Annotated in this window: 24 protein-coding genes; 13 read left to right on the top strand and 11 right to left on the bottom strand. The window is 73.6% G+C overall.

What is annotated here, in order from left to right:
- Nucleotides 1–11: 11 nt before the first annotated feature.
- The 6 genes from EV567_RS10185 to EV567_RS10160 form a co-directional block, all read right to left on the bottom strand.
- Complete coding sequence (locus tag EV567_RS10185) at nucleotides 12–497, bottom strand: DUF3180 domain-containing protein (RefSeq protein WP_130438420.1); 486 nt, start codon at nucleotides 495–497, stop codon at nucleotides 12–14.
- Nucleotides 498–563: 66 nt separating this feature from the next.
- Nucleotides 564–1,175 (bottom strand): 2-amino-4-hydroxy-6-hydroxymethyldihydropteridine diphosphokinase, encoded by a 612-nt coding sequence (gene folK, locus EV567_RS10180; protein ID WP_130438418.1) that lies wholly within the window; start codon nucleotides 1,173–1,175, stop codon nucleotides 564–566.
- Nucleotides 1,172–1,531 carry a dihydroneopterin aldolase gene (gene folB / locus EV567_RS10175; RefSeq protein WP_130438416.1) on the bottom strand — a complete coding sequence of 120 codons (360 nt, stop codon included), beginning with the start codon at nucleotides 1,529–1,531 and terminating at the stop codon, nucleotides 1,172–1,174. Before folB ends, folK begins: the two co-directional genes overlap by 4 nt.
- A 270-nt stretch (nucleotides 1,532–1,801) precedes the next feature.
- Complete coding sequence (locus tag EV567_RS10170; protein WP_130438414.1) at nucleotides 1,802–2,353, bottom strand: nuclear transport factor 2 family protein; 552 nt, start codon at nucleotides 2,351–2,353, stop codon at nucleotides 1,802–1,804.
- Nucleotides 2,350–3,285, bottom strand: a complete 936-nt coding sequence (gene folP, locus EV567_RS10165; protein WP_130438412.1) for a dihydropteroate synthase — start codon at nucleotides 3,283–3,285, stop codon at nucleotides 2,350–2,352. Before folP ends, EV567_RS10170 begins: the two co-directional genes overlap by 4 nt.
- Before the next feature lie 101 nt (nucleotides 3,286–3,386).
- Nucleotides 3,387–5,201 carry a phosphatidylglycerol lysyltransferase domain-containing protein gene (locus tag EV567_RS10160; protein ID WP_130438410.1) on the bottom strand — a complete coding sequence of 605 codons (1,815 nt, stop codon included), beginning with the start codon at nucleotides 5,199–5,201 and terminating at the stop codon, nucleotides 3,387–3,389.
- Between the two features lie 232 nt (nucleotides 5,202–5,433).
- On the opposite strand from EV567_RS10160, the gene EV567_RS10155 reads away from it, so the two are divergent.
- Together EV567_RS10155 and EV567_RS10150 are read left to right on the top strand one after the other, a co-directional pair.
- Nucleotides 5,434–6,558 carry an esterase family protein gene (locus EV567_RS10155; RefSeq protein WP_130438408.1) on the top strand — a complete coding sequence of 375 codons (1,125 nt, stop codon included), beginning with the start codon at nucleotides 5,434–5,436 and terminating at the stop codon, nucleotides 6,556–6,558.
- Nucleotides 6,559–6,714: 156 nt separating this feature from the next.
- Nucleotides 6,715–8,274, top strand: a complete 1,560-nt coding sequence (locus EV567_RS10150) for a hypothetical protein (RefSeq protein ID WP_130438406.1) — start codon at nucleotides 6,715–6,717, stop codon at nucleotides 8,272–8,274.
- Between the two features lie 39 nt (nucleotides 8,275–8,313).
- Here EV567_RS10150 and EV567_RS10145 read toward each other — a convergent pair whose 3' ends face one another.
- Nucleotides 8,314–9,657, bottom strand: coding sequence for a PH domain-containing protein (locus EV567_RS10145; RefSeq protein ID WP_130438404.1), 1,344 nt, complete (start codon nucleotides 9,655–9,657; stop codon nucleotides 8,314–8,316).
- Nucleotides 9,654–10,166 carry a PH domain-containing protein gene (locus EV567_RS10140; protein ID WP_130438402.1) on the bottom strand — a complete coding sequence of 171 codons (513 nt, stop codon included), beginning with the start codon at nucleotides 10,164–10,166 and terminating at the stop codon, nucleotides 9,654–9,656. Before EV567_RS10140 ends, EV567_RS10145 begins: the two co-directional genes overlap by 4 nt.
- Nucleotides 10,167–10,197: 31 nt before the next feature.
- Here EV567_RS10140 and EV567_RS10135 point away from each other — a divergent pair, with 31 nt between their 5' ends.
- Nucleotides 10,198–11,349, top strand: coding sequence for an NADH-quinone oxidoreductase subunit D (locus tag EV567_RS10135; protein WP_130438400.1), 1,152 nt, complete (start codon nucleotides 10,198–10,200; stop codon nucleotides 11,347–11,349).
- Nucleotides 11,350–11,401: 52 nt separating this feature from the next.
- Here the strand turns inward: EV567_RS10135 and EV567_RS10130 are convergent, their stop codons facing one another.
- On the bottom strand, nucleotides 11,402–12,430 hold the full coding sequence (locus tag EV567_RS10130; protein WP_130438398.1) for an SAM-dependent methyltransferase: 1,029 nt from the start codon (nucleotides 12,428–12,430) through the stop codon (nucleotides 11,402–11,404).
- A gap of 118 nt (nucleotides 12,431–12,548) precedes the next feature.
- Here EV567_RS10130 and EV567_RS10125 point away from each other — a divergent pair, with 118 nt between their 5' ends.
- From EV567_RS10125 to EV567_RS10115, 3 genes are read left to right on the top strand one after another with little or no spacing between them, the layout of a single operon-like run.
- On the top strand, nucleotides 12,549–13,754 hold the full coding sequence (locus EV567_RS10125; protein WP_130438396.1) for a sensor histidine kinase: 1,206 nt from the start codon (nucleotides 12,549–12,551) through the stop codon (nucleotides 13,752–13,754).
- Between the two features lie 48 nt (nucleotides 13,755–13,802).
- Nucleotides 13,803–14,471, top strand: a complete 669-nt coding sequence (locus tag EV567_RS10120) for a response regulator transcription factor (RefSeq protein WP_130438394.1) — start codon at nucleotides 13,803–13,805, stop codon at nucleotides 14,469–14,471.
- Between the two features lie 46 nt (nucleotides 14,472–14,517).
- On the top strand, nucleotides 14,518–15,150 hold the full coding sequence (locus EV567_RS10115; protein ID WP_130438392.1) for an AAA family ATPase: 633 nt from the start codon (nucleotides 14,518–14,520) through the stop codon (nucleotides 15,148–15,150).
- A 41-nt stretch (nucleotides 15,151–15,191) separates the two neighbouring features.
- Here the strand turns inward: EV567_RS10115 and EV567_RS10110 are convergent, their stop codons facing one another.
- Nucleotides 15,192–16,295 carry a DUF5937 family protein gene (locus EV567_RS10110; protein ID WP_130438390.1) on the bottom strand — a complete coding sequence of 368 codons (1,104 nt, stop codon included), beginning with the start codon at nucleotides 16,293–16,295 and terminating at the stop codon, nucleotides 15,192–15,194.
- A 161-nt stretch (nucleotides 16,296–16,456) separates the two neighbouring features.
- Between EV567_RS10110 and EV567_RS10100 the strand changes: the two genes are divergently transcribed.
- Nucleotides 16,457–16,675, top strand: a complete 219-nt coding sequence (locus EV567_RS10100) for a hypothetical protein (protein WP_130438388.1) — start codon at nucleotides 16,457–16,459, stop codon at nucleotides 16,673–16,675.
- Here EV567_RS10100 and EV567_RS10095 read toward each other — a convergent pair.
- Complete coding sequence (locus EV567_RS10095; protein ID WP_130438386.1) at nucleotides 16,665–17,867, bottom strand: low specificity L-threonine aldolase; 1,203 nt, start codon at nucleotides 17,865–17,867, stop codon at nucleotides 16,665–16,667. The two genes, EV567_RS10100 and EV567_RS10095, sit on opposite strands and share 11 nt — an antisense overlap.
- Nucleotides 17,868–18,064: 197 nt before the next feature.
- Here EV567_RS10095 and EV567_RS10090 point away from each other — a divergent pair, with 197 nt between their 5' ends.
- From EV567_RS10090 to EV567_RS10065, 6 genes are all read left to right on the top strand, one after another.
- Nucleotides 18,065–18,994, top strand: coding sequence for a Rossmann-like and DUF2520 domain-containing protein (locus tag EV567_RS10090; RefSeq protein WP_130438384.1), 930 nt, complete (start codon nucleotides 18,065–18,067; stop codon nucleotides 18,992–18,994).
- Entirely contained in the window at nucleotides 18,991–19,983 is a 993-nt protein-coding gene (panC, locus tag EV567_RS10085) for a pantoate--beta-alanine ligase (RefSeq protein WP_130438382.1), read from the top strand. The genes EV567_RS10090 and panC overlap by 4 nt, the downstream gene beginning before the upstream one ends.
- Complete coding sequence (locus EV567_RS10080; RefSeq protein ID WP_130438380.1) at nucleotides 19,980–21,695, top strand: L-aspartate oxidase; 1,716 nt, start codon at nucleotides 19,980–19,982, stop codon at nucleotides 21,693–21,695. Before panC ends, EV567_RS10080 begins: the two co-directional genes overlap by 4 nt.
- 5 nt (nucleotides 21,696–21,700) lie before the next feature.
- A complete protein-coding gene (gene nadC, locus EV567_RS10075) occupies nucleotides 21,701–22,684 on the top strand; it encodes a carboxylating nicotinate-nucleotide diphosphorylase (RefSeq protein ID WP_130438378.1) in 984 nt (327 codons plus the stop codon).
- 15 nt (nucleotides 22,685–22,699) lie between these two features.
- A complete protein-coding gene (locus EV567_RS10070) occupies nucleotides 22,700–23,497 on the top strand; it encodes a type III pantothenate kinase (protein ID WP_130438376.1) in 798 nt (265 codons plus the stop codon).
- A 137-nt stretch (nucleotides 23,498–23,634) separates the two neighbouring features.
- Nucleotides 23,635–24,339, top strand: a complete 705-nt coding sequence (locus EV567_RS10065; protein WP_130439484.1) for a hypothetical protein — start codon at nucleotides 23,635–23,637, stop codon at nucleotides 24,337–24,339.
- The last annotated feature ends 19 nt before the right edge of the window (nucleotides 24,340–24,358 follow it).

Below are 24,358 nucleotides of genomic sequence, written 5' to 3'. Positions count from 1 at the left end.
CCCGGCGGCCGTCACGCCGTGGAGGCGGCTCCCGTGTTGTCGTCGTCGTCCTCGGGGAGCTTGCAGACCCGCTCCAGGAAGATGGCCGCCGCTATGACGGCGATGCCGGCCACGACGGAGAAGGCGGCGTAGACCGCCTGGTCGCGGCGGGCGGGCATGTCCAGGGACTCCAGCAGGAAGACGCCGGTGCCGCCGTACATGCCGGCGACGAGGGCGGCCACCAGCGCGCTGGCGTGGCCGAAGACGACGGCGCGCGCCGCCATCAGGGGGTCGACGCCCTTGGCCTCGGGACGGCGCTCGCGCTGCGCCTTGAGGCGGGCGCGCAGGGAGAGCGCCGTGGCCAGCAGGATCACGGCGATCACGGCGAGCGCGATGGGCGCCGCCAGCGGGACGCTGGGGAGCGTCCCGAGCGAGTTCCACAGGCGGGCGCCCGCCCAGGACAGGACGCCGGCGACGAGGAAGACGCCGACCAGCGTCCTGATGCGCAGCTCTCTCACGGTGTCCCTTCGGTTCCCCCGGATCCCACGGGCTGTGGTCGTCGCGGCCGTCGTCGACCTTAACGACTACTCGGGCAGCCTGAGTTCCAGGTCCGCCCGTGCTTCCACACCCTCGCGGGTGACCGCGTCGAGGAGGTCGGCGACCGCACCCCGGCCGGGGACGCGGGCCTCGGGGTCCACGTCGTGCCACGGCGCGAGGACGAAGGCCCGTTCGTGGGCGCGGGGGTGCGGGAGCGTCAGGTGCGGGTCGTCGGAGACGACGTCGGCGTACGCGACGATGTCGACGTCCAGCGTGCGCGCGCCCCAGCGCTCGTCGCGCACGCGGTGGAAGGCCTCCTCGACCGCGTGCGCCCGCTCCAGCAGCGAGGACGGGGGCAGGGTCGTCTTCAGCACGACGACGGCGTTGAAGTAGGGCGGCTGGCTGCCGGGCTCGACGCCCCACGGCTCCGTCTCGTACACCGGGGAGACGGCCTTCACCCGCACGCCCGGGGTGTCCTCCAGGGCGTCGATGGCTCCCTGGAGGGTCTCCAGGCGGTTGCCGAGGTTGGAGCCGATGGCGACGACGGCCCGTTTCGGGTTGTGGAGCGTGGTGTCGGCGGCGTCGACCTTCTCGACGACGGAGGCCGGTACCGGCTGTACGGTCGGGTCGCTGTGACCCTCGGTGAAGGACGCGGTCATGCTCGGCTCCGGGTGATGGTGACGGTCACGTCGTCGAAGGGGACCGTGATCGGCGCGTCCGGCTTGTGGACGCAGACCTCGACCTCCTGGACCCCTTCGTGCTTCAGGCAGGCCTGGGCGATGCGCTCGGCGAGCGTCTCGACGAGGTCGACGGGATCACCCTCGACGACGGCGACGACTTCCTCAGCCACGATGCCGTAGTGCACGGTCTTCGCCAGGTCGTCGTCGGCCGCGGCCGGACGGGTGTCCAAGCCGAGGGCGAGGTCCACGATGAAGGTCTGGCCCTCTTCGCGTTCCCTGGGGAACACGCCGTGGTACCCGCGGGCCTTCAGGCCGCGCAGCGCGACACGATCCACGCGAATCCTCCTGCAATCGTCGGTGACGGCCGGTTCGTCCGTGTGCGGGCGTCACACCGGCCTCGGACGAATCTACCCGCGAGCACTGACATCGCCGGGCCACGGGGACCCTCGGCACCGGACCGGACGTCAGAGGTTCACCGTGCGTTTCCCCTGGGGAGGCCGGTGGCTCACGGGCTGATAGCCGCCCCTACCCGCGAGTTCGTGATTCCAACCACTTCTTGGTCCCTTCGGCGTCCTGACCGGCGTCGTGGAGGACCGCCCGCCGACTCAAGCGAGGGTCTCGCCGCCGCCGTTGCCGCTCTCGCCGTCCTCGTCGTTCTCGCCGTTGTCCGGGCCCTCGTCGTCGTCGGCTTCGGCCAGCACCGGGGAGGCGTGGTGCGACCACAGCTTCCAGCCGTCGGACGTGCGGCGGAAGACGTTCGTGGCGACCACCAACTGGCCCACGAGCGGCCCCAGCTCCTCGCCCTCCTCCGGTGCGGGACCGCCGCTGAGGATGTTCTCGGTGCAGGTCACCAGGGCGGTGTCGCCGGTCACGGACACGTGCACGTCGGTGAGGAAGAACTGGATGTAGTCGGTGTTCGCCATGATCAGCGCGTACGACCGGAGCACCTCGCCGCGCCCGGTGAGCACGGGCCAGCCGGGGTGCACGCAGGAGACCACGCCGGTGTCCGCCGGGTCGTGGTACTCCTCGTCGACGCCGAGGTCGGCGGGTGTGAGCCAGAACGAGGACACCGACTCGAAATCGCCGCGCTCCAGCGCCTCGTAGAAGGCGGTGTTGGCGGCCTCGACCTGCTCGACGTCCGTGTGCGGGGCGCTCACAGGGCTCCCTCTGCGCCGGCGCGGGGGGTGTCCTGGCCGGTCGCGCGGTGGTGCGTGCGCGCTCCCTCCGCTGCGCGCGCTCCCTCCACGGCGCGCGCGACCCGCACGGCGTCGGCGGTCGCGCGTACCGCGTGCACGCGGACCGCCCACGCGCCCGCGTGCGCCGCGAGGGCGGAGACGGCGGCGGTGGCGGCGTCGCGTTCGCGCGCGGGGGGCGGAGCGCCCTGCGGGCCGGCCAGCACACGGCCGAGGAAGCGCTTGCGGGAGGCGGCGACGAGCACAGGGCGGCCGAAGGCGTGCAGACGGTCCAGGCAGGCCAGCAGCGACAGATCGTGGTCGGCCTCCTTGGAGAAGCCGAGGCCGGGGTCGATGACGACGCGGTCGGGGGAGACGCCGCCGGCGACGACGGCGTCCACACGCGCGTGCAGTTCGTCGACGACTTCGCGGACGACGTCCTCGTAGACGCCCCGGACGTTGCCGCCCTCCAGGAAGCCGCGCCAGTGCATGACGACGAAGGGGGCGCCCGCGTCGGCGACGACCGGGATCATCTCGGGGTCGGCCAGTCCGCCGCTGACGTCGTTGACCAGGGCGGCGCCGGCGGCGAGGGCCCGGGCGGCGACGGAGGCGCGCATGGTGTCGACGGACACGACGACTCCCTCGGAGGCGAGCCCGCGGACGACGGGCACGACACGGCGCAGCTCCTCCGCCTCGTCCACACGGGCCGCTCCGGGGCGGGTGGACTCGCCGCCCACGTCGACGAGGTCGGCGCCCTCGGCGACCAGGTGGAGGCCGTGCTTGACGGCGGTCGTCGTGTCGAAGAAGCGGCCGCCGTCGGAGAAGGAGTCGGGGGTCACGTTGACGACGCCCATGACCGCGCAGCGGTCCCACTCGGGAAGGCCGTCGACGTGCCCGCGTCCGCTCTGCTTGCTCATACGTTCAGCGTAGGCCCAGCGGGGCGCCGGGACGGTGCGCGGCCCGGTCGGACGCCCCGGGTGGGGCGGTCCGGCCGGGCCGGGTCCTGGGCGCAGGGCGGCTACGCGGCCCGCATGTCCCGTTCGCGCACCCGGTCCGCCACGACGTGCGCGCACGCGCGCGGGGTGGCGGTGCGGCGGCGCAGGAAGCGCGGCAGGGGGAGGGCCAGGGTGACGAAGCCCTCGGCCTGCATGGCGGCGAAGCCGATGCGGGGCAGGTCGGCGGAGGCCCGGTAGACCACGAAGCGGGGCTCCCAGCGCGGCTGGAACTTGGCGTTGAACTTGTACAGCGACTCGATCTGGAACCAGCGCGAGAGGAACACCAGCAGTCCGCGCCAGGCGCGCAGCACCGGACCCGCGCCGATCTTCTCGCCCCGTGCCAGCGCCGAGCGGAACATGGCGAAGTTGAGGGACACGCGCGCGATGGCGAACTTCGGCGCGGCCTGGAGGGCGGCGACGATCAGCAGTTCGTTCATGCCCGGGTCGGCCGAGCGGTCGCGGCGCATCAGGTCTAGGGAGGCGCCGTCCGTGCCCCAGGGCACGAAGTGCAGGATCGCCTTCAGGTCGCCGTACTCGCCCGGCTCGGCGTCGGCCTTGTGGGCGGTGGCGATGAGGCAGTCGCCGTCGGCGGGGTCGCCGATCCGGCCGAGGGCCATGGAGAAGCCGCGCTCGGTGTCGGTGCCACGCCAGTCCTCGGCGGCGCGCCGGATGCGCTCCAGTTCGGCTTCGCCGAGGTCACGGACACGACGGACCCGGGTCTCGTAACCGGCGCGCTCGATGCGCTTGACCATCTGGCGCACGTTGCGCATCGCGCGGCCGGCGAGCGAGAAATCCGCCACGTCCACCACCGCCTCGTCGCCCAGCTCCAGGGCGTCGAGTCCGGTCTCGCGGGTCCACACCTCGCCGCCCGTCTCCGAGCAGCCCATGACGGCGGGGGTCCAGGAGTGGGCCTTGGCCTCGTCCATGAAGCGCTCGATGGCGCCGGGCCAGGCCTCGACGTCGCCGATGGGGTCGCCGCTGGCGAGCATCACGCCGGAGACGACGCGGTAGGTCACGGCGGCCTTGCCGCTGGGGGAGAACACGACGGCCTTGTCGCGGCGCAGCGCGAAGTGGCCGAGGGAGTCGCGGCTGCCGTGCTTGGCCAGCAGGCCGCGCAGCCGGGACTCGTCCTCCTCGGTGAGGCGGGCCGCCGGGTGCTCGGGCCGGAAGGCGAGGTAGATGGTGGTGACCGCGGTGATCCAGCCGAGGGCGCCCAGGGAGAAGGCGACCGTCCAGGAGGTGTTGCCCTGGTAGTCGACGGGGCCCTCGAAGCCGAACAGGCCGTACAACACGTGGGTGATGCGGTCGGCCAGGCTGGGGTCGCCGATCAGACGGCCGGGGTGGGCGCTGACGATGACCATGCCCAGCATGAGCGAACCCGCGCCCATGAGGACGAAGTTGGCGAGCGCGCGCCAACGGCTGCGCGGGTCGGGCAGCGCGGCGAACTGGTCGCGGTGGACGAGCAGCGGTATCAGCAGCGCCAGGGAGATCAGCGCGCCGACGACGGAGTGCCGGTAGGTGAACTGCGCGACGGCGCCCGCGGGGAGGAGCACGACGGCCGCGCGCCACGCGCGCCGCTTGCCGCGCTTGAGGCCGTGCGCGAGCAGCAGCAGCAGGACGCCCGCGCTGAGCGACATGGCGGCCGCGAACGGGCCGAAGGAGCCGGGCAGCACCTCGGCGATGGTGTGCATCCTGCTGTGCCGGAACCGGGGGAACACGCCCGCGGCGACGTCCAGCAGACCCACGAGGGCGCACGCCCTGCTGACGAGGACGGGCACGGCCTCGGGGCGGGGGCCCCGGATCAGCCGGCGCACCCTGCTCGGAACCCCGCCCGACATTTCCTCATCTTCCCTGACAGACATCGCATCCCGTAGTTCCGCGAGAGACATGGAGACCCGGGCCCGATCGGGCATCCGGCGACTTTGTGCCCTCTAGGACGGTGTCTCGGGGAGAGAGGTTCACTCGCCTCGTCAAAGCCGCCGAAAAGGCCAAGGAAAGTCCGGGAAAAGCCCCCGCGCAGGAGCGGAGGCGGACGGGAACCCCGGCGGAGAGCGCAGGCAGGAACACCTCATGGGTCTCACGAGCAACGCAACGCTGTGGACGACGGCCGCCGCCGCTCTACTGCTGTTCGCCGGCACGGTGTGGCAGTGGCCGCGGCTGGCGGGACGCGGCTGGCGGGCCGTCACCGGGCGCGTCGGTCTGCTGCTCGCCACGCAGGTGGCGCTCTTCGCGGCGGTGGGTCTCGCCGCCAACCAGGCGTTCGGCTTCTACGCCAGCTGGGCCGACCTGTTCGGGAAGGAGAACGACCAGGGCGTCGTCGTCGACCACGCGGAGGACGGCCGTCCGACGGGACCGCTGCGCGTCGTCGACACGCGCCGCCTGGCGGGCGGGGGGCAGACGAGCACGAGCGGGCAGATCCAGCAGGTCGCCGTGGCGGGCCGGACGACGGGCATCAACTCGCCCGCGTTCGTGTACCTGCCCCCGGAGTACTTCGACCCGCAGCAGCGCACGCGTACGTTCCCCGCGGCCGTCATCCTCACGGGCTACCCCGGCACGGCCAAGGCGCTCGTCGACAAGCTGGAGTACCCGCGTACCGCGCGGGAGCTCGCCAAGGCCGGCCGTATGGAGCCGACGATCCTGGTGATGCTGCGGCCGACGGTGGCGCCGCCGAGGGACACCGAGTGCGTGGACATCCCGGGCGGGCCGCAGACCGAGTCGTTCTTCGCCAAGGACCTGCCGGAGGCGGTGGCGGCGCACTACCGGGTGAACAAGAAGCCGGGCAGCAGATGGGGCGTCATAGGCAACTCCACGGGCGGCTACTGCGCTCTGAAGCTGGCGATGCACCACCCCGACGTCTTCGCGGCGGGCGCCGGCCTGTCGCCGTACTACACCGCGCCGTCCGACCCGACGACCGGAGACCTCTTCCACGGCGACAAGACCCGCCGCGCCGAGGCCGATCTGCGCTGGTTCATCAAGCACCGGCCCGCGCCGGACACTTCGCTGCTCGTCACCAGCAGCAAGGTCGGGGAATCCGACTACAAGCCCACGATGAAGTTCATCGACATGGTGAAGGCGACGAAGAAGACGAGGATCTCGTCGATCATCCTCGAAAGCGGCGGACACAACTTCAACACCTGGCGGAGGGAGATCCCGGCGACCCTGGAGTGGGTCAGCGGACGGCTGAGCAGCCCGTGACACCGGGGCCGTGGCGGCCGCCCAGCGGAAACGATCTTGTTTGTCGTCGAATTCCGTGACGGCGCTGAATGCCGATGCGCTGTGAAGACTTCGGAACGGCTGTGTTTTTACGGGGCGGGGCGCCAACAATCCTCTACGCGCGGTAAGTTTCTGGCCATGCCACGTGGACGTCACCGCCATTCACCGCCCTTGCACAGGCTGCTTCCTCCGTCGGCGATCGCAGGCGTCTCCGTCGTCTGCGCCCTCGGTCCCTGGGTGTTCACGGAGCCCCTCGCGCTCCGAGGTCTGGCCGCCGCCGCCGCGGCGACGGCGGTCATCGGCGCGATCGTCATGCGCCGTTGGGACATCCAGGCCGGCAAGCAGGTCGCCGACCTCACACGCGCGCGTGCGGGCGACGAGTGGCGCTTCGAGGAGCGCGTCGCCGAGTTGGAGAGCGACCTCGACGAGTCGCGCGAGCTGCGGATGAAGCTGGAGCAGCGGCTGCGCGCCAAGCGCGCCGAACTCGCCGGCCTGCGCAACGAGCACGCGGCGCTGCTGCGCCGCTACGCCACCGCCGAGACCGAGCGGGCGACCGCCCTGGAGGGCCGCCGCCTGCTGGAGATAGAAGCCGCGCCGCCGTCGAACGCCCTGCCGCCCGCGCCTGCTGCGGAGACGGCCGAGGGCGCGGGGACCGAGGTGACTTCGGCCGAGGCCGCGCTCGATGACGTCGCGGTCGATGACGTCGCGCCCGCCGAGGGACCGGTCGACGGGGCTTCGGCGGCTGAGGCCTTGAACGCCGGCGTATCCGCTTCCGGGGCGTCCGGTGAGGGCGAGGCCGACGCTCCCGCGATCTTCAACGCCGACGGCTCCAAGCTGTTCCTGCGTGCGCTGAGCGCGCTCGCCCGCTTCGACGCCGACCGGCCCGAGCGCGCGGAGTCCGCGCAGCCCGAGCCGGCTCGGCCCGCCGTGTCCGAGCCGGTGAAGTCCGCCGAGCCGACCGAGCCCGCCGAGCCGACCGAGCTCGTCGGGCCGGCCAAGCCCGGCAAGCCGGCCGAGGCCGCCAGGACCAAGTCCGCCAAGCCGGCCGAGGCCAAGTCCGCCGGCACCGCCGACTCCACCGAACCCGCCGACGCCAAGCCCGCTTCGGTCGCCTTCTCGAAGGCCGGCGGCGACAAGGAGGCCGCGCGGGAGGACGAGGCGGAGGGGAAGCCCGAGGCGGTCGACGAGCACACGCGCGCGGCCGCCCCACCCCTGGACGCCGACGAGGACGAGGCCCCGGCACAGACGACGGCCGCAACCGCGCCGGAAGAGGCCGCCGAGCGGACGCAGGCCACAGACGCGAACCCGACGGACGGAACAGACGGCACGGACGCCACGGACACCCCGGAAGCGCCCCACGCCGCCGCTCCCGCGCGGCGTCCCGGCGGTCACTTCACCGTGCCCACCGCCGTGGCCGTCGCTCCCGAGTCGCAGCCGGTACGCCGGCCCACGGCCGAGGGCGGGTTCGACTTCTTCGGCACGAAGGAGTCGGCGGCGTCCGACGCCCTGGAGGCCGTGCAGAACGAGGACCTCGCCGACGTCGTCGGCCAGGAGGCGCTCGCGCTGCACAAGGCGGAGACCGAGGCGGAGTTCAAGCCGGCCGACGACTCGCGCCGCGTCGGCCAGGTGATCGACCTGACCGTGCACGACGAGACCGAGCAGATCGACCTGCACCGCCTGCGCAGCGCCGTCTCCTGAACAGGCCTTGCACGACAGCTCCTAGTGCCTGTCGGGGCACTAGGCCATCCACCGGTCGGGCCGGGCGTCACGGCGTCCGGTCCGGGACCGTTCGGCCTGGCCGCGCAGCAGCTCCGCGGCCTCCCGCGCGTCCCGCAGACGCGCTGTGACGGTCGTCCCGGCCCCCGAGTCCACTCGCACGTCGGCGACGCGCCACAGCCGCTGCCAGGGCCCTTGCGTGAGCCGCACGCTCTGCACCTTGGCGTGCGGGACGAGCGCCAGGCTCCGGCGCAGCAGCCCGTGCCGGGAGGCGAAGACCGTGTCGGTGACCGCCGTCCCGTAGCCCCGCCACCACACCGGGACGCACCGTCCGGCCCGGCGGGGCGGCCGTGCCAGGGCGGCGGCGTCGGGGACGGCGACGCCGGGCAGCACGCGCGCGATGACGGCCTCCGCGGCCTCGCGCGGGGCCACCGGCACGAGCACGGAGTTGGTCGAGCCGGCCACGGCCAGCTCGACGCGCACCCACCCCCTGCGCCGCCACAGCAGCGGCTCGACGATCCGGACCGTCTGCACCCGCCCGGGCGGCACCGTCTCGTGCGCGCGGTCCAGCAGACCGTGGTCGATCCGCAGCCCGTCCGGTGAATCGCCGACGCTCCAGTCGAACTCCGCGACGAACCGCCCCACGCTGCGCGCGCCCGCCGCGCCGAGCAGCGGCACACCCGTCGCCAGCACCGTCCAGACGCTCTCGGTGACGAGCCACAGCATCGGCAGCACCACGAGCGCGGCGATCAGCGCGCCCCAGGTCGCGCCGGTCAGCGCCAACGCGATCGCCAGCTCGCGCGTGGGCACGCGCAACAGCTCGCGCGCCGGGGCCTCGCCGACCTCGTGCGCCGTCTCGGGGGCGAAGCCGGCCGCGCGCGCGAGCAGTTCGGCCCGCAGCACGCTCGCCTCCTCCTCGCCGAGGAAGGCGAGTTCGTCCTTCTTGTCGGCGCCGACCACGTCGAGCCGCAGTTTGGCGACGCCGGCGATCCGCGCGAACAGCGGCCGGGTGACGTCGACGGCCTGGATGCGCTCCAGCCGGATGTGCGCCGTGCGCCGGAACACCAGGCCGGTCCGTATGCGCAGTTCGCTGTCGGTCACCGCGAAGTGGGTGAACCACCAGCTCAGGAAGCCGTACAGGGCCGCTGCGGGGATGACGACGGCGAGCGCGATCAGCAGGGTCGTCGTGGTGAGCCGCGTCAGCTGCCGCTGGGCCTGGTTCGGGTCGTGCACCGCCCATCCGGCGACCACCGCGATGGGCGCCCACGCGCGCCGGAACGGCGTCACGGGGTGCAGCCGGCGCTCGACGACGGTCCGCGCCCGCGTGGCGTCGGCCACGCCGCCGTCGGCGCCCGGGGCCGTCACAGTCCCGCCGATCGGGCCTCGCCGAGCTCGGTGAGCCGGTCACGCAGCCGTTCCGCCTCGGCCGGGTCCAGCCCCGGGATCCTCGCGTCCGTCGAGGCGGCCGCCGTGTGCAACTGGACGCCGGCCAGTCCGAAGTACCGCTCCACAGGACCGGAGGTCACCTCGACGAGCTGCATCCGCCCGTACGGCACGACCGTCTCCTCGCGCCACAGCACGCCCCGGCTGATCAGCAGGTCGTCGGCGCGCTCGGCGTAGCGCCAGGAGCGCCAGTTGCGGCCGAGCACGACCCACCCCCAGCCGATGCCCGCCAGGGGCAGCAGCGCGAACGCCGCCCACGCGGGCCCGGCGAGCAGACCGAGCGGCACCCCGACGCCGGCCGTCGCGAGCCCCAGCCACAACACCAGCAGAAGCCGCCGCATCCGCAGCAGTCCGGGCGGCAGCCCGGTCCACGCCGCGCCGCCTCCCACCGTCTCCACGCCCCCCGGGCCCGCCGGGCTCCCCGTCTCCATGCGGCCAGCGTACGTAGGGGAGACTGGGGCCATGACTCCTACGACGGAGACCACGGTCGGGATCGGCGGCGCCGCGGAGAGCACCGACATGGTGCTCAACATCGGCCCGCAGCATCCCTCCACGCACGGCGTCCTGCGGCTGCGGCTCGTGCTGGACGGCGAGCGCATCATGCACGCGGAGCCGGTGATCGGCTACATGCACCGGGGCGCGGAGAAGCTGTTCGAGGCGCGTGACTACCGCCAGATCGTGATGCTGGCCAACCGCCACGACTGGCTGTCGGCGTTCTCCAACGAGCTGGGCGTGGTCCTCGCGGTGGAGCGCATGCTCGGCATGGAGGTGCCCCCGCGCGCGGTGTGGACGCGCACGCTCCTCGCGGAGCTGAACCGGGTGCTCAACCACCTGATGTTCCTCGGCTCCTATCCGCTGGAGCTCGGCGGCATCACGCCGGTCTTCTACGCCTTCCGCGAGCGCGAGGTCCTCCAGAACGTGATGGAGGAGGTCTCCGGCGGGCGCATGCACTACATGTTCAACCGGGTCGGCGGCCTCAAGGAGGACCTGCCGGCGGGGTGGGCCTCCCGCGCGCGCGGGGCCGTCGCCGCCGTCCGCTCCCGCATGGACGTCTTCGACGACCTCGTCCTGGGCAACGAGATCTTCCGGGGACGCACACGCGGCGTGGGCGTCCTCTCCTCGCGGGCCGTGCACGCGTACGGCGTGAGCGGGCCCATCGCGCGCGCGTCCGGCGTCGACTTCGACCTGCGCCGCGACGAGCCCTACCTGGCGTACGGGGAGCTCCAGGACACGCTGAGGGCGGTGACCCGGACGGAGGGCGACTGCCTGGCCCGCTTCGAGTGCCTCCTGGAGCAGACGCACGTCGCGCTGGACCTCGCGGACGCCTGTCTGGACCGCCTCGCCGAGCTGCCGCCCGGACCGGTCAACCAGCGGCTCCCCAAGGTCCTCAAGGCGCCCGAAGGGCACACGTACGCGTGGACCGAGAACCCCCTCGGGGTCAACGGCTACTACCTCGTCAGCAAGGGCGAGAAGACCCCGTACCGGCTGAAGCTGCGCTCGGCCTCGTACAACAACATCCAGGCGCTGACCGAGCTGCTGCCGGGCACGCTGGTCGCGGACATGGTGGCGATCCTGGGGTCGATGTTCTTCGTGGTCGGGGACATCGACAAGTAGTCGGGGGCATCTCGGCGCCGGTGGCGGTGGGGCGAGCGCTCCGGCGTGCGTGTCAGCGGGGCGGGGCGAGCGGGTCGGCGATCCCGACCGGCTGGAGCAGCCAGGCGAAGTCGCCGAGGCCGCCCGCCGCGGTGAGTTCGGCCGCCTCGCCGGCGCTCGCGAGGGCGCGGACGTACGCGGCGGGGTCCGTGGAGGCCAGCGCGAGCGGGGGGCGCGCGCCGGTGACACCCAGGGCGTGCAACGCCTCCCGCTGGGAGAGCAGGCGGGGCGCGGACGGCGAATGCGCCGGTGTGCCCGCCTGCGCACAGGCGTCCAGGGCGACATGCGTCGTGAGGTCGCACGAGCCGTCCGGCACGGGAGTCGTCTCCCGGCCCTCCCGGTAGCCCGTGAGCGTCCCGAACGGAGGGCGGGCGTCCGCCGTGTGCGCGTAGTCCACGGCCACGGCGAGCCCGCGCCGGACACGGGCGACGGCGGAGGCCCAGGCGGTGTCCCGGGGCAGCCCGATCTCCGCCCGCAGCCCCTCCTCCCCGGCCAGGGGCCACCAGCGCGCGAGCCACTCCGCCTCCGCGCCGGACACCGGCTCGCCGAGCCGCTCTGCCCCGTCGCCTCGGACGAGCACCCGGCGTACGGTTCCGGCGGGGTCGACCTCGGCGACCTCGACGGGCACGTTGTCCAGCCACTCGTTGGCGAACAGCAGCCCGGTGACCTCCGGGGGCGGCTCGGGCAGCCACTCGACCCGACGGTCGAGGCCCGCCGGACGGGCGGCGATCTCGACGGCGTACGCGCGTGTGCGGGCCGCCACGTGGGCGGGGAGCGCGGCGAGCACCGCGGTGACCAGCTCACCGCGTCCGGCGGCCATGTCGACGAAGTCGAGCGACGCGGGCCGGCCCAGCGCCTCGTCCACCTCGCACAGCAGCCGGGCCACCGCACCGGCGAAGAGCGGGGACGCGTGCACAGACGTGCGGAAGTGGCCCGCCGGGCCCTCGGGGCGGCGGTAGAAGCCGTCCGTCCCGTAGAGCGCGTCCTGCGTCGCCGCCCGCCAGCCACGCCATCCACCGGAGCCCGTCACCTGTGCCGCCACCGGCTCAGACTATGCGCACAGGCGATCGTCTCCTCCACCTTGCGGAGTATGCGCGCCGGATCCGGATCGGCCCTCCGGTTGACCCGTGCACACATCGGGCTTCCCTACTCTGGGTTACGTGCAGCGCCTCTATGACTTCATCCGCAGACACCCGAGCGGGGTCGACGGCTTCTGGGCCTTCGTCCTGTTCGGGATCTCTGTGGTGGCCGACACCTCCACCAGGAACACCGGCCAGGGAACCGACGATCCGGCACTCATCGTGCCGGTGGCCTTCCTGCTCTGCCTGGTGGTGGCGCTGCGACGGCGCATGCCCGAGGGGATGCTCCTGCTGGCCGGCGCCATCGGCGTGGCGCAGCTGGCGCTGGACGTCGCGACGATGGCCGCCGACTTCGCCCTGCTGGTGATCGTCTACACGGTCGCCGCGACGGGCGTGCGCTGGTCGTCCTGGCTGGCCCTGGGCACGGGGCTGAGCGCGGCGACGCTGGCGCAGATGCGCTGGCCGAACGAGCAGACCAGCGCGTTGGGCAATGTCGCGATCGTCGTCTTCCAGACGGTGCCGTTCGCCCTCGCCTGGGTGCTCGGCGACTCCATGCGGACCCGCCGCGCCTACTTCGCGCAACTGGAGGAGCGGGCCTCCCGCCTGGAGAAGGAGCGCGAGGCGCAGGCGAAGGTCGCTGTCGCCGCCGAACGCGCCCGTATCGCGCGCGAGTTGCACGACGTCGTCGCGCACAACGTGTCGGTGATGGTGGTGCAGGCCGACGGCGCGGCCTACGTCCTGGACGCCGCCCCCGACCAAGCGAAGAAGGCCCTGGAGACGATCTCCTCGACCGGCCGCCAGGCGCTCGCCGAGATGCGCCGCCTGCTGGGCGTGCTGCGCACCGGGGAGCACCAGGAGAGCGGCGAGTACGTGCCGCAGCCGGACGTCGAGCAGATCAAGGACCTGGTCGAGCAGTGCAGCGGCTCCGGTCTGCCCGTCGACTTCAAGGTCGAGGGCACTCCGCGCCCGCTGCCCAGCGGCGTCGAGCTCACCGCGTACCGCATCGTGCAGGAGGCGCTGACCAACACGCGCAAGCACGGCGGACCGCACGCGGGCGCCAGCGTGCGTCTGGTCTACTTCGACGACGGTCTCGGCCTGCTCGTCGAGGACGACGGCAAGGGCGCCCCGCACGAGCTGTACGAGGAGGGCGGCATCGACGGCCAGGGGCACGGGCTGATCGGCATGCGTGAGCGGGTCGGCATGGTCGGCGGCACGCTGGACGCCGGCCCGCGCCCGGGCGGAGGATTCCGCATCAGCGCCCTGCTGCCGCTCAAACCGGCGCACTGACGCCCCCGCACGCCCCCTGTTGACACCTGTAACACGGAAGAGGACCCGATGACGATCCGCGTGATGCTCGTCGACGACCAGGTGCTGCTGCGCACCGGGTTCGGGATGGTGCTCGCCGCCCAGCCGGACATGGAGGTCGTGGCCGAGGCGGGCGACGGCGTCGAGGCCCTCCAGGCGGTGCGGTCCACAGCGGTGGACGTGGTGCTGATGGACGTGCGCATGCCGAAGCTGGACGGAGTGGAGGCGACCCGGCGGATCTGCGCGGAGGAGAACCCGCCGAAGGTGCTGATCCTGACCACCTTCGACCTCGACGAGTACGCCTTCTCCGGGCTGAAGGCGGGCGCCTCCGGATTCATGCTCAAGGACGTGCCGCCCGGCGAACTGCTCGCCGCCATCCGCTCCGTGCACAGCGGCGACGCGGTCGTCGCCCCCTCCACCACCCGCCGTCTGCTCGACCGGTTCGCGCCGATGCTGCCCAGCGCCGGCAAGGAGCCGCAGCGCAAGGAGCTGGAGCGGCTCACCGAGCGCGAGCGCGAGGTCATGATCCTCGTCGCCCAGGGGCTGTCCAACGGCGAGATCGCCGCCCGGCTGGTGCTGTCCGAAGCGACGGTGAAGACCCACGTCGGCCGCATCCTCACCAAGCTGGGCCTGCGCGACCGGGTCCAGGTGGTCGTCCTGGCCTACGAGACGGGACTGGTCCGCGCCGGCGGGCACTGAGAGGAAAGCGCTCCCCGGCCCCCGTGGCGGCCACTAGGGTCTGCGCATGCTCCTGTGGATAAACGGCCCTTTCGGGGGTGGCAAGACACAGACGGCACACGAGATCCGCCGCCGGCTGCCGGGCAGCGTCGTGTGCGACCCCGAGCACGTGGGCTTCGGCCTGCACCGCATGCTGCCGCCCGGGCTGCGCGAGGACTTCCGGGACCTCGCGTCCTGGCGGCAGGGCGTCGTCGAGGTGCTCGACCTGGCGCTGCGCAAGCACGACGGCGTGGTGATCGTGCCCATGACCCTCACGGATCCGGACCACTTCGCGCAGACCGTGGGCCGGTTGCGCGAACTGGGGCACGACGTACGGCATTTCACCCTCCTCGCCGAACGGGAGACCGTGCTGCGGCGGCTGCGGGAACGCCGCTTCGGACGCCTGCTCCGGTTCCTCGCCGGCAAGAACGCCGCTCTGAGGCACCAGAGTTGGGCCGTCCGTCAGCTCGACCACTGTCTGGAGCGGCTGCGCGAACCCTGCTTCGCCGAGCAGCTGTGGACGGACCGCACCTCCGTGCCCAGGACGGCCGACCGCATCGCCGTCCTGGCCGGTCTGACGCTCCGGCCCAACAACGAGGGCGCACTGCGGACCAGGCTGCGGCAGGCGCGCGTGGGGCTGAGGCACATCCGCTTCGACTGAGCGGCCGACCCGCGCGAACCGCTCCTGCCGCGGCGCGCGCCCTAGCGGAGTATCCCCTCCAGGAAGTCGCTGCCGAGCCGCGCCACCATCGTCACGTCCAGCTGGTGCAGCACGTACCGGCCGCGGCGGCGGGTGGAGACCAGGCCCGCCTTCTTCAGGACGGCGAGGTGCCGGGATATCTCGGGCGCCGTCATGCCGTGCGCCTGAGCCAGCTCGGTGGTCGTGTACGCGCTGCGGGCCAGCAGACGGCAGATCCGCATGCGCACGGGGTGGGACAGCGCCGTCATCCGCAGCGTCAACTGCTCCACCGACGGCGGCGAGGCCAGTTCCGGCGAGGCGACCGGGTAGTGCAGCACCGGCTGCCAGCCGTACCGGTGCAAGACCATCAGATGCGGCCAGCCGAGGCTCGTCGGCACCAGCAGCAGGGACCCGTCGGTGACGGCGGTGCGGCCCTCGATCAGCTTGTCGACGGTGATGTGCGCGGTGTTCTCGTCCAGTGTCACGGCGGAGGACACCGAGGCGAGGGCCTCCGCGAGACCCTTGCGGTGCAGCAGCTCCGTCTTGTGGCGGGCGTCCGCGGCGAGCGCGTGGCGGACCCGGGCCCAGACGTCCGCGAAGAAGGCCTCCTCGCAGTCCTTGAGGAACTGCCGCAGCCACGCCCGCACGAGGGGCGGGTCGGCGAGCAGCCGCCGGGTGAAGCGCACCTGGCGCGGCCCTCGGGAGGCGGCCAGGTCGAGGGCGCGCTCGTGCAGGGCCGGGTCGGACAGGACGCCGGAGCTCGGCAGCTCGTAGCCCGGCGCGCACGTGAACTCCAGCGCGGAGTCGGTGAACTGTTCGTCGCTCAGTTTGTCCAGCAGGTCGAGCTCTTCGGCGAGTGTGGCGCCCGGCCGGGTGCCGCCCGGGATGCCCGCGTACGGCAGGAAGACGTCGGAGAACGTCGTCCGCCACAGGAAGTCCGCCTCGCACATCCGGTCGGCCAGATGCGGGTCGAGGGACGCCGTCACGCTGGTGACCCAGCCCTGCAGCCCGGGGTGGTGGCCCGGTTCGGACAGCGCGTGCAGCGCCATGCCGAGTTCGGCCAGGGGCGACGGCGCGACCGTGATCCGCTCCGGCCGCAGCCCCGTGATGTCGATGCGCACGCTCATGCCCTCATGGTGCACCCCGGCACTGACAAGGCGGCCGACGATTGACGGCCCTCGTCAATCGACGGGACGCACCGCCCGGGCCCGCCGCAGCCTGGAGTCACCGGGGCGACCGCGGCGCACCCGGGCCCTTCCCCTCTCCGATTCCCGAAAAGGCGACGGCCATGAGCATCACCGAGCAGTACGCCCTCGACGTCCACCGCGCCCGTCAGCACGGCGAGCCCCTCCCGCCCGCGCCCGGCGCCCACGACTGGCAGCTCGTCCGCGAACTGCGCGACCGCCGTGAGTTCGAGGCGGTCCTCGCCGGCCGCCGCGCCGCCCGCGGGCGCGCCCGGAACGCCCTCGGCCGGCTGCTGCACCGTCTGAGGCCGGTCAGGCCGTGAACGGCTGCCCGGCGGTCCCCCTCAGCCGCGCCATGAAGTCCCCGACGGCCGCCCGCACGTCCTGCGGCGTCCACTCCAGGCCGTCGGCGCGCACGGTGACCTCCGTGAACGACAGTCCGGGCGGCCCGCCGCGGCTCCAACCCGACGCGAAGAGCACCGTCTTCGTCTCCTCGGCCTGCCGCACCGCCGCCTCGGTGAGGTCGCCGGCGTCGTAGGGCAGCCAGAGCTGGAACTCGTGCGTGTGCGGCGTCCGCGGATGCACGCGCGCCCAGGGGACCCCGGCCTCGGCGAAGCCCTCACGCAGCGCCTCGGCCACCACGCGCGCGTGGGCGACGTACTCCGGCAGCCGGGGCAGCTCCCGCTCCAGCCCGACGAGCGCGGACAGCGCCGTGGGGAACTGCTGGAAGGCGGTGCCCCCGTACCGGTGGCGCCAGGCACCCGCCTCCTCCACCAGCGCCCGCGGGCCCGCGAGCGCCGCGCCGCCGAAGCCGTCCAGGGACTTGTAGAACGACACGTAGACGCTGTCCGCCAGGCCCGCGATCTCCCCCAGGGAGCGGCCGAAGTGGACGGTGGACTCCCACAGGCGGGCGCCGTCGAAGTGCACCACCGCGTCGCGCTCGCGTGCCGCGTCCACGACCTCGGTGAGCTCCTCCCACGAGGGCAGCACGAAACCGGCGTCCCTGAGAGGCAGTTCCAGCATCAGCGTCCCGAAGGGCTCCTCGAAGGCGCGGACCTCGTCGGCCGTCGGCAGCCGGGGCTCACCGGTGACGCGTACCGGCCGCAGCCCGGCCACCGCGCTCAGGGCGCCCCGCTCGTGGACCTCCGGGTGGGCCAGCGCGTGCAGGGCGACCGTGGGGTTGCCGGTACGCCCGGCCCAGCAGCGCAGGGCGACCTGCTGGGCCATCGTGCCGGTGGGGAAGAACGCGGCGGCCTCCGTGCCCAGCAGGCCCGCGACCCGGTCCTCCAGGGCGGCCACGACACCGCCGCCGTACACGTCCGGGGGCTCGTCCAGGTCGTACACCTCGGGTGCCGCTTCGTGCAGCAGGGCGAGCCGGTCGCGCAGGCTGCCGCGGAAGCCCGGACGCGACAGCGTCCGCTCCGCCGCCCGGAAGGCGGCCGTCCGTCGCTTCCCCAGGTCCTCCCGCCGCTCCTCGCCCGGCTCTTCCCCGTCCCGTTCCGCCGTGTTCGTCATGCTCGGATCATGCCCGGCGCCGGACCGCCCGCGCACCGGGGTTTCCGCACCACCGGCGGCCCGCGCGCGGGTCGTGCGGCCGCCGAGAGGAAACCCACAGCCTGTGGACGACCGGACGCCCCGGCGACCGATCGCGTTAACATGACGAGAAATCGTCCGGTACCCGAAGCGGACTGGAACGGGAAGGCCGTCGCCGCGTGAACACAAGCCAACAGCCAGACCCCAGGGACCGTCCCGCACGGCTCACCGTCGGCGTCGTCGGCGCCGGCCGTGTGGGCCCCGCGCTCGCCGCGTCGCTCCAGCTCGCCGGACACCGCCCGGTCGCCGTGTCGGGGGTCTCCGACGCCTCCCGCCGCCGGGCCGCGGCACTGCTGCCGGACGTGCCGCTGGTGCCGCCCGCCGAGGTCCTCCAGCGCGCCGAACTGGTCCTGCTGACCGTCCCCGACGACGCCCTGCCCGGCCTCGTCGAAGGCCTCGCCGACACCGGCGCCGTACGCCCCGGCCAGCTGATCGTGCACACCTCCGGGCGGTACGGCGTGAACGTCCTCGACCCCGCCCTGCGCGCGGGCGCCCTGCCCCTGGCCCTGCACCCGGCGATGACCTTCACCGGCACCCCCGTGGACGTCCAGCGACTGGCCGGCTGCTCCTTCGGCGTGACCGCGCCCGACGAGCTGCGGCTGGCCGCCGAGGCACTGGTCATCGAGATGGGCGGCGAACCGGAGTGGATCGCCGAGGAGAGCCGGCCGCTCTACCACGCGGCCCTCGCCCTGGGCGCCAACCACCTGGTGACGCTCGTCGCCCAGTCCATGGAGCTGCTGCGCGCCTCCGGGGTGTCGGCCCCCGACCGGATGCTCGGCCCGCTGCTCGGCGCCGCCCTCGACAACGCGCTGCGCTCCGGCGACGCGGCGCTCACCGGCCCCGTCGCGCGCGGGGACGCCGGCACGGTCGCCGCGCACGTGGCCGAACTGCGCAGGCACGCCCCGCAGGCCGTCGGCGGCTACCTCGCGATGGCCCGCGCCACCGCCGACCGCGCGCTGGCCCACGGTCTGCTGAAGCCGGAACTCGCCGAGGACCTCCTCGGGGTACTCGCCAACGGGACCGACGGCGCCGAGGGAGAAGCCGGATGACCACGAGCCTGCTGAGCACCGCCGACGACCTGCACGCACGCGCGCGTGCCGGGCGCAGGGCGGTCGTGATGACGATGGGCGCCCTGCACGAGGGGCACGCCACGCTCGTCCGCACCGCCCGCGAGATCGCCGGGCCGGACGGCGAGGTGGTCGTCACCGTCTTCGTCAACCCGCTGCAGTTCGGCGCGGGCGAGGACCTCGACCGTTATCCGCGCACCCTGGACGCCGACGTCAAGCTCGCCGAACAGGCCGGCGCCGACGTCGTCTTCGCGCCGTCCGTGGACGAGGTCTACCCGGGCGGCGAGCCCCAGGTGCGCATCACCGCCGGGCCCATGGGCGAGCGTCTGGAGGGCGGCTCGCGCCCCGGCCACTTCGACGGGATGCTGACCGTCGTCGCCAAGCTGCTGCACCTCACCCGGCCCGACGTGGCCCTGTTCGGGCAGAAGGACGCCCAGCAGCTCGCCCTGATCCGCCGCATGGTGCGCGATCTGAACTTCGGCGTGGAGATCGTCGCCGTGCCGACCGTCCGCGAGGACGACGGCCTGGCCCTGTCCAGCAGAAACCGCTATCTGTCCGCGACCGGGCGACGCACCGCGCTCGCGCTGTCCCAGGCGCTGTTCGCCGGCCGCGACCGGCACGCCGCCCAGGAGGCGCTGCGGGCACGCGCGCGTGAGGTGCCGGCCACTCACGCGCGCGCCGAGGCGCTCAGCGCCCTGGGCGAGTCCCGTGCCGCCGCCGACGCGCACGCCGTCGCCAAGGCCGTCCCCGGCGCCGCGGCGGCCGTCCGCGCGGCCGCCCGCCTGGTCCTCGACGAAGCCGCCCGCATGGACCCGCCGCTGCGGCTGGACTACCTCGCGCTGGTCGACCCGGTCGACTTCACCGAGATCGGGGACGACTTCACCGGCGAGGCCGTCCTGGCCGTCGCCGCCCGGGTCGGGACGACCCGGCTGATCGACAACCTCCCCCTCACGTTCGGAGCCGCCTCGTGACCAGCACAGGCATACGACTGCACGCGCCCGCGCCCGGGTGGTCCATCTCGGCGGACGTCGTGGTCGTCGGCTCCGGAGTGGCCGGCCTGACCGCCGCCCTGCGCTGCGAGGCCGCAGGCCTGACGACGGTCGTGGTCACCAAGGCCCGCCTCGACGACGGCTCCACACGCTGGGCGCAGGGCGGCATCGCCGCGGCCCTCGGCGAGGGCGACACCCCCCAACAGCACCTGGACGACACGCTGGTGGCGGGTGCGGGCCTGTGCGACGAGGACGCGGTACGGCTCCTGGTCACCGAGGGACCCGACGCCGTACGCCGGCTGATCTCCACCGGCGCCCACTTCGACACCGACGACGAGGGCGGCATCCAGCTCACCCGCGAGGGCGGCCACCACCGCCGCCGCATCGCCCACGCCGGCGGCGACGCCACCGGCGCGGAGATCTCCCGCGCGCTCGTGGAGGCCGTTCGCGCGCGTGGCCTGCGCACGATCGAGAACGCGCTCGTCCTGGACCTGCTCACCGACGCCGAGGGCCGCACCGCGGGCGTGACCCTGCACGTCATGGGCGAGGGCCAGCACGACGGCGTGGGCGCCGTGCACGCTCCCGCGGTCGTCCTCGCGACCGGCGGCATGGGCCAGGTCTACTCCGCGACGACCAACCCGTCCGTCTCCACCGGCGACGGCGTGGCGCTCGCCCTGCGCGCGGGCGCCGAGGTCAGCGACCTGGAGTTCGTGCAGTTCCATCCCACCGTGCTGTTCCTCGGCGCGGACGCGGAGGGCCAGCAGCCGCTGGTCTCCGAGGCCGTGCGCGGCGAGGGCGCGCACCTGGTCGACGGCGACGGCGTGCGGTTCATGCTGGGGCAGCACGAGCTGGCCGAGCTCGCGCCCCGCGACATCGTCGCCAAGGGCATCACGCGCCGCATGCAGGAGCAGGACGCCGAGCACATGTTCCTCGACGCCCGCCACTTCGGCGCCGCCATGTGGGAGAACCGCTTCCCGACGATCCTGGCGGCCTGCCGCGCCCACGGCATCGACCCGGTCACCGAGCCCGTCCCGGTCGCACCGGCCGCCCACTACGCCTCCGGGGGTGTGCGCACCGACTCCCACGGCCGCACCACCGTCCCGGGCCTGTACGCGTGCGGGGAGGTCGCCTGCACCGGTGTGCACGGCGCCAACCGGCTCGCCTCCAACTCCCTCCTCGAAGGCCTCGTCTACGCCGAGCGCATCGCCGCCGACATCGCCGGCGACCGGGCGGCCGACGGCCCGCACGAGCGCGTGCCCGCCCCGGTCGAGCACCCGGCGACGCCCGCGCACCCGCTGCTGGCCCCCGAGGCCCGGTTCGCGATCCAGCGCACCATGACGGAGGGCGCGGGGGTCCTGCGCTCGAAGGAGTCGCTGGAGAAGGCCGCCGACCGGCTCCAGCGGCTGCACACCGAGGCCCGCGACGCCCTCGACGAGAACGGCAAGACCGCCGAGCCCGGCGTCGACACCTGGGAGGCCACCAACCTCCTGTGCGTGGCCCGCGTCCTGGTCGCCGCCGCCCTGCTGCGCGAGGAGACCCGCGGCTGCCACTGGCGCGAGGACCGCGCAGGGCGCGACGACGCGAACTGGCGCCGTCACATCGTCGTACGGCTGAATCCGGACCGGACGCTCGCCGTACGCACCACCGATACCGCAGACTTCCCCCCTACCCGGCAGCACCAGCAGGAGCAGTGACAGAAGTGAGCACCCCCGAGGACCTTTCCCTCGTCGAGAACGGCGGCTGCGGCGACGGCTGCGCCTGCGGCGACGGCACCGGCGACGACGAGTACATGGAGTGCGGGCTGGACCCCGCTCTCGCCCAGCTCCTGGCCGACGCCGGACTCGACCCCCTGGAGGTCGAGGACATCGCCAACGTCGCCATCCAGGAGGACCTTGCCCTCGGCGTGGACGTGACGACCGTCGCGACCATCCCCGAGGAGGCCGTGGCCACCGCCGACTTCACCGCGCGCGAGGCCGGCGTGGTGGCGGGCCTCAGGGTCGCCGAAGCGGTGATCTCGGTCGTCTGCACGGACGAGTTCGAGGTCGAGCGGCACGTCGAGGACGGCGACCGCGTGGAGCCCGGGCAGAAGCTGCTGTCGGTCACCACGCGCACGCGTGACCTGCTGACCGCCGAGCGCAGCGCGCTCAACCTGATGTGCCGCCTGTCGGGCATCGCGACCGCCACGCGCGCGTGGGCCGACGTCCTCGAGGGCACCAAGGCGCGCGTGCGGGACACGCGCAAGACGACGCCGGGGCTGCGGGCGCTGGAGAAGTTCGCCGTCCGCTGCGGCGGCGGCGTCAACCACCGGATGTCGCTGTCCGACGCGGCCCTGGTCAAGGACAACCACGTGGTCGCCGCCGGCGGCGTCGCCCAGGCCTTCGAGGCCGTCCGCAAGGCCTTTCCCGACGTGCCGATCGAGGTCGAGGTCGACACCCTGCACCAGCTGCGCGAGGTCGTGGACGCCGGCGCGGACCTGATCCTCCTGGACAACTTCACCCCCGGCGAGTGCGAGGAGGCCGTCGGCATCGTCGGCGGACGCGCGCTGCTGGAGGCGTCCGGCCGGCTCACCCTGGACAACGCCGAGGCGTACGCCGCCACCGGCGTCGACTTCCTGGCCGTGGGCGCCCTGACCCACTCCTCGCCGATCCTGGACATCGGCCTCGACCTTCGAGCCGCGGAGTAGGAGCGGGAACCGGCCATGCTGCTGACGATCGACGTGGGGAACACGCACACCGTGCTCGGCCTGTTCGACGGGGAGGACATCGTCGAACACTGGCGGATCTCCACCGACCCCCGCCGCACGGCCGACGAGCTCGCGGTCCTGCTCCAGGGGCTGATGGGCATGCACCCCCTGCTCGGGGTGGAACTGGGCGACGGCATCGACGGCATCGCCATCTGCGCGACGGTCCCCTCGGTTCTGCACGAACTGCGCGAGGTCACCCGCCGGCACTACGGCGACGTGCCGGCGGTGCTCGTCGAGCCCGGGGTGAAGACGGGCGTGCCGATTCTGTTCGACAACCCCAAGGAGGTCGGCGCCGACCGCATCATCAACGCGGTCGCCGCCAACGAGCTCTACGGCGGCCCCGCGATCGTCGTCGACTTCGGCACGGCGACGACGTTCGACGCGATCAGCGCGCGCGGGGAGTACGTCGGGGGCGTCATCGCGCCCGGCATCGAGATCTCCGTGGAGGCCCTGGGCATCAAGGCCGCGCAGCTGCGCAAGATCGAGGTGGCCCGCCCCCGCAGCGTGATCGGCAAGAACACGGTCGAGGCGATGCAGTCGGGCGTCGTCTACGGCTTCGCCGGCCAGGTCGACGGCGTGGTCGGCCGGATGGCGCGCGAGCTGGCGGACGACCCGGACGACGTGACGGTGATCGCGACGGGCGGTCTGGCGCCGATGGTGCTCGGCGAGTCCTCGGTGATCGACGAGCACGAGCCCTGGCTGACCCTGATCGGTCTGCGCCTGGTCTACGAACGCAACGTGTCCCGCATGTGAGCGGGGCGCACCGACCGGCCCGCGGGTGCGGGCCGGTCGGTGGAATCCGCATGCGCCACGCCTGCCCGTTATGTCGAACTTGTCTGATTAGCGCGTATCGTCGCCGCATGCCCACGCCATACGGATCCCGCGGCGGCATGGCGTTCGGCCCGGAGGAGCTGCGTGTGCTCCGCCGTGCTCTCGCCCTCGCCCTCCACCCCGGCCCCGCCTCGGCCGAGGACGTCCAGGACTGCCATCGCCTCGCCGAGTCCCTCGACGAGGCGGCGCGGGAGGCCGCCCGGCTGCGGGCCTTCCTGGTGGCCGACCTGGGCCGGTACCGAGCCGCCCTGCCCGGCACGGCGGCCGGCTACCTCCGGCTCCTGGAAGAGGTGCTGGGCGCCGGCTACCGGCCCGTCCCCGACGACCTCGCCGCACTGCGGGCGCTGCGGGGCTCTCCGGCGGCCGCGGCGCTCCTCGAACGCTGCCAGACGCTCGCCGAGCAGGACGTACGGGCCCGTCTGGCGGGTCGTGCGGCCCAGCAGTCCGCCCGGGTCGCCCCGGTCGTCCCGGCGTCCCGCACGCGCCTTCTGGCGCTGCCCGGAGGCCGTTCCGCGGAGTGCCGGACGCAGGAGGACGGCGAAGTTCTCCGCGCCGCAGGGGCCGTCGCTGCGGCAGACGAGCCGAAGAAGAAGCCCGCGGAGAAGCCGACGGCCCCCGCCCCGGGCCCCGGGCCCGTCCCGGTGAACCCCTCCGCCCCCGAGCCGTCGCGCCGGCCCATCCCGACGCCGGGCGAGGTCTTCCCCCGCCGCAAGCCGGCCGCACCGCCCGCGGGCGCCGGGCGGCGGACGCTGGCGGCCGGCTGACCGGAGGGCGGACACGGCC

Source organism: Streptomyces sp. BK239, from assembly GCF_004217285.1.
Classification (GTDB): Bacteria; Actinomycetota; Actinomycetes; order Streptomycetales; family Streptomycetaceae; genus Streptomyces.
This window is presented reverse-complemented; position numbering and strand designations above follow the sequence as displayed.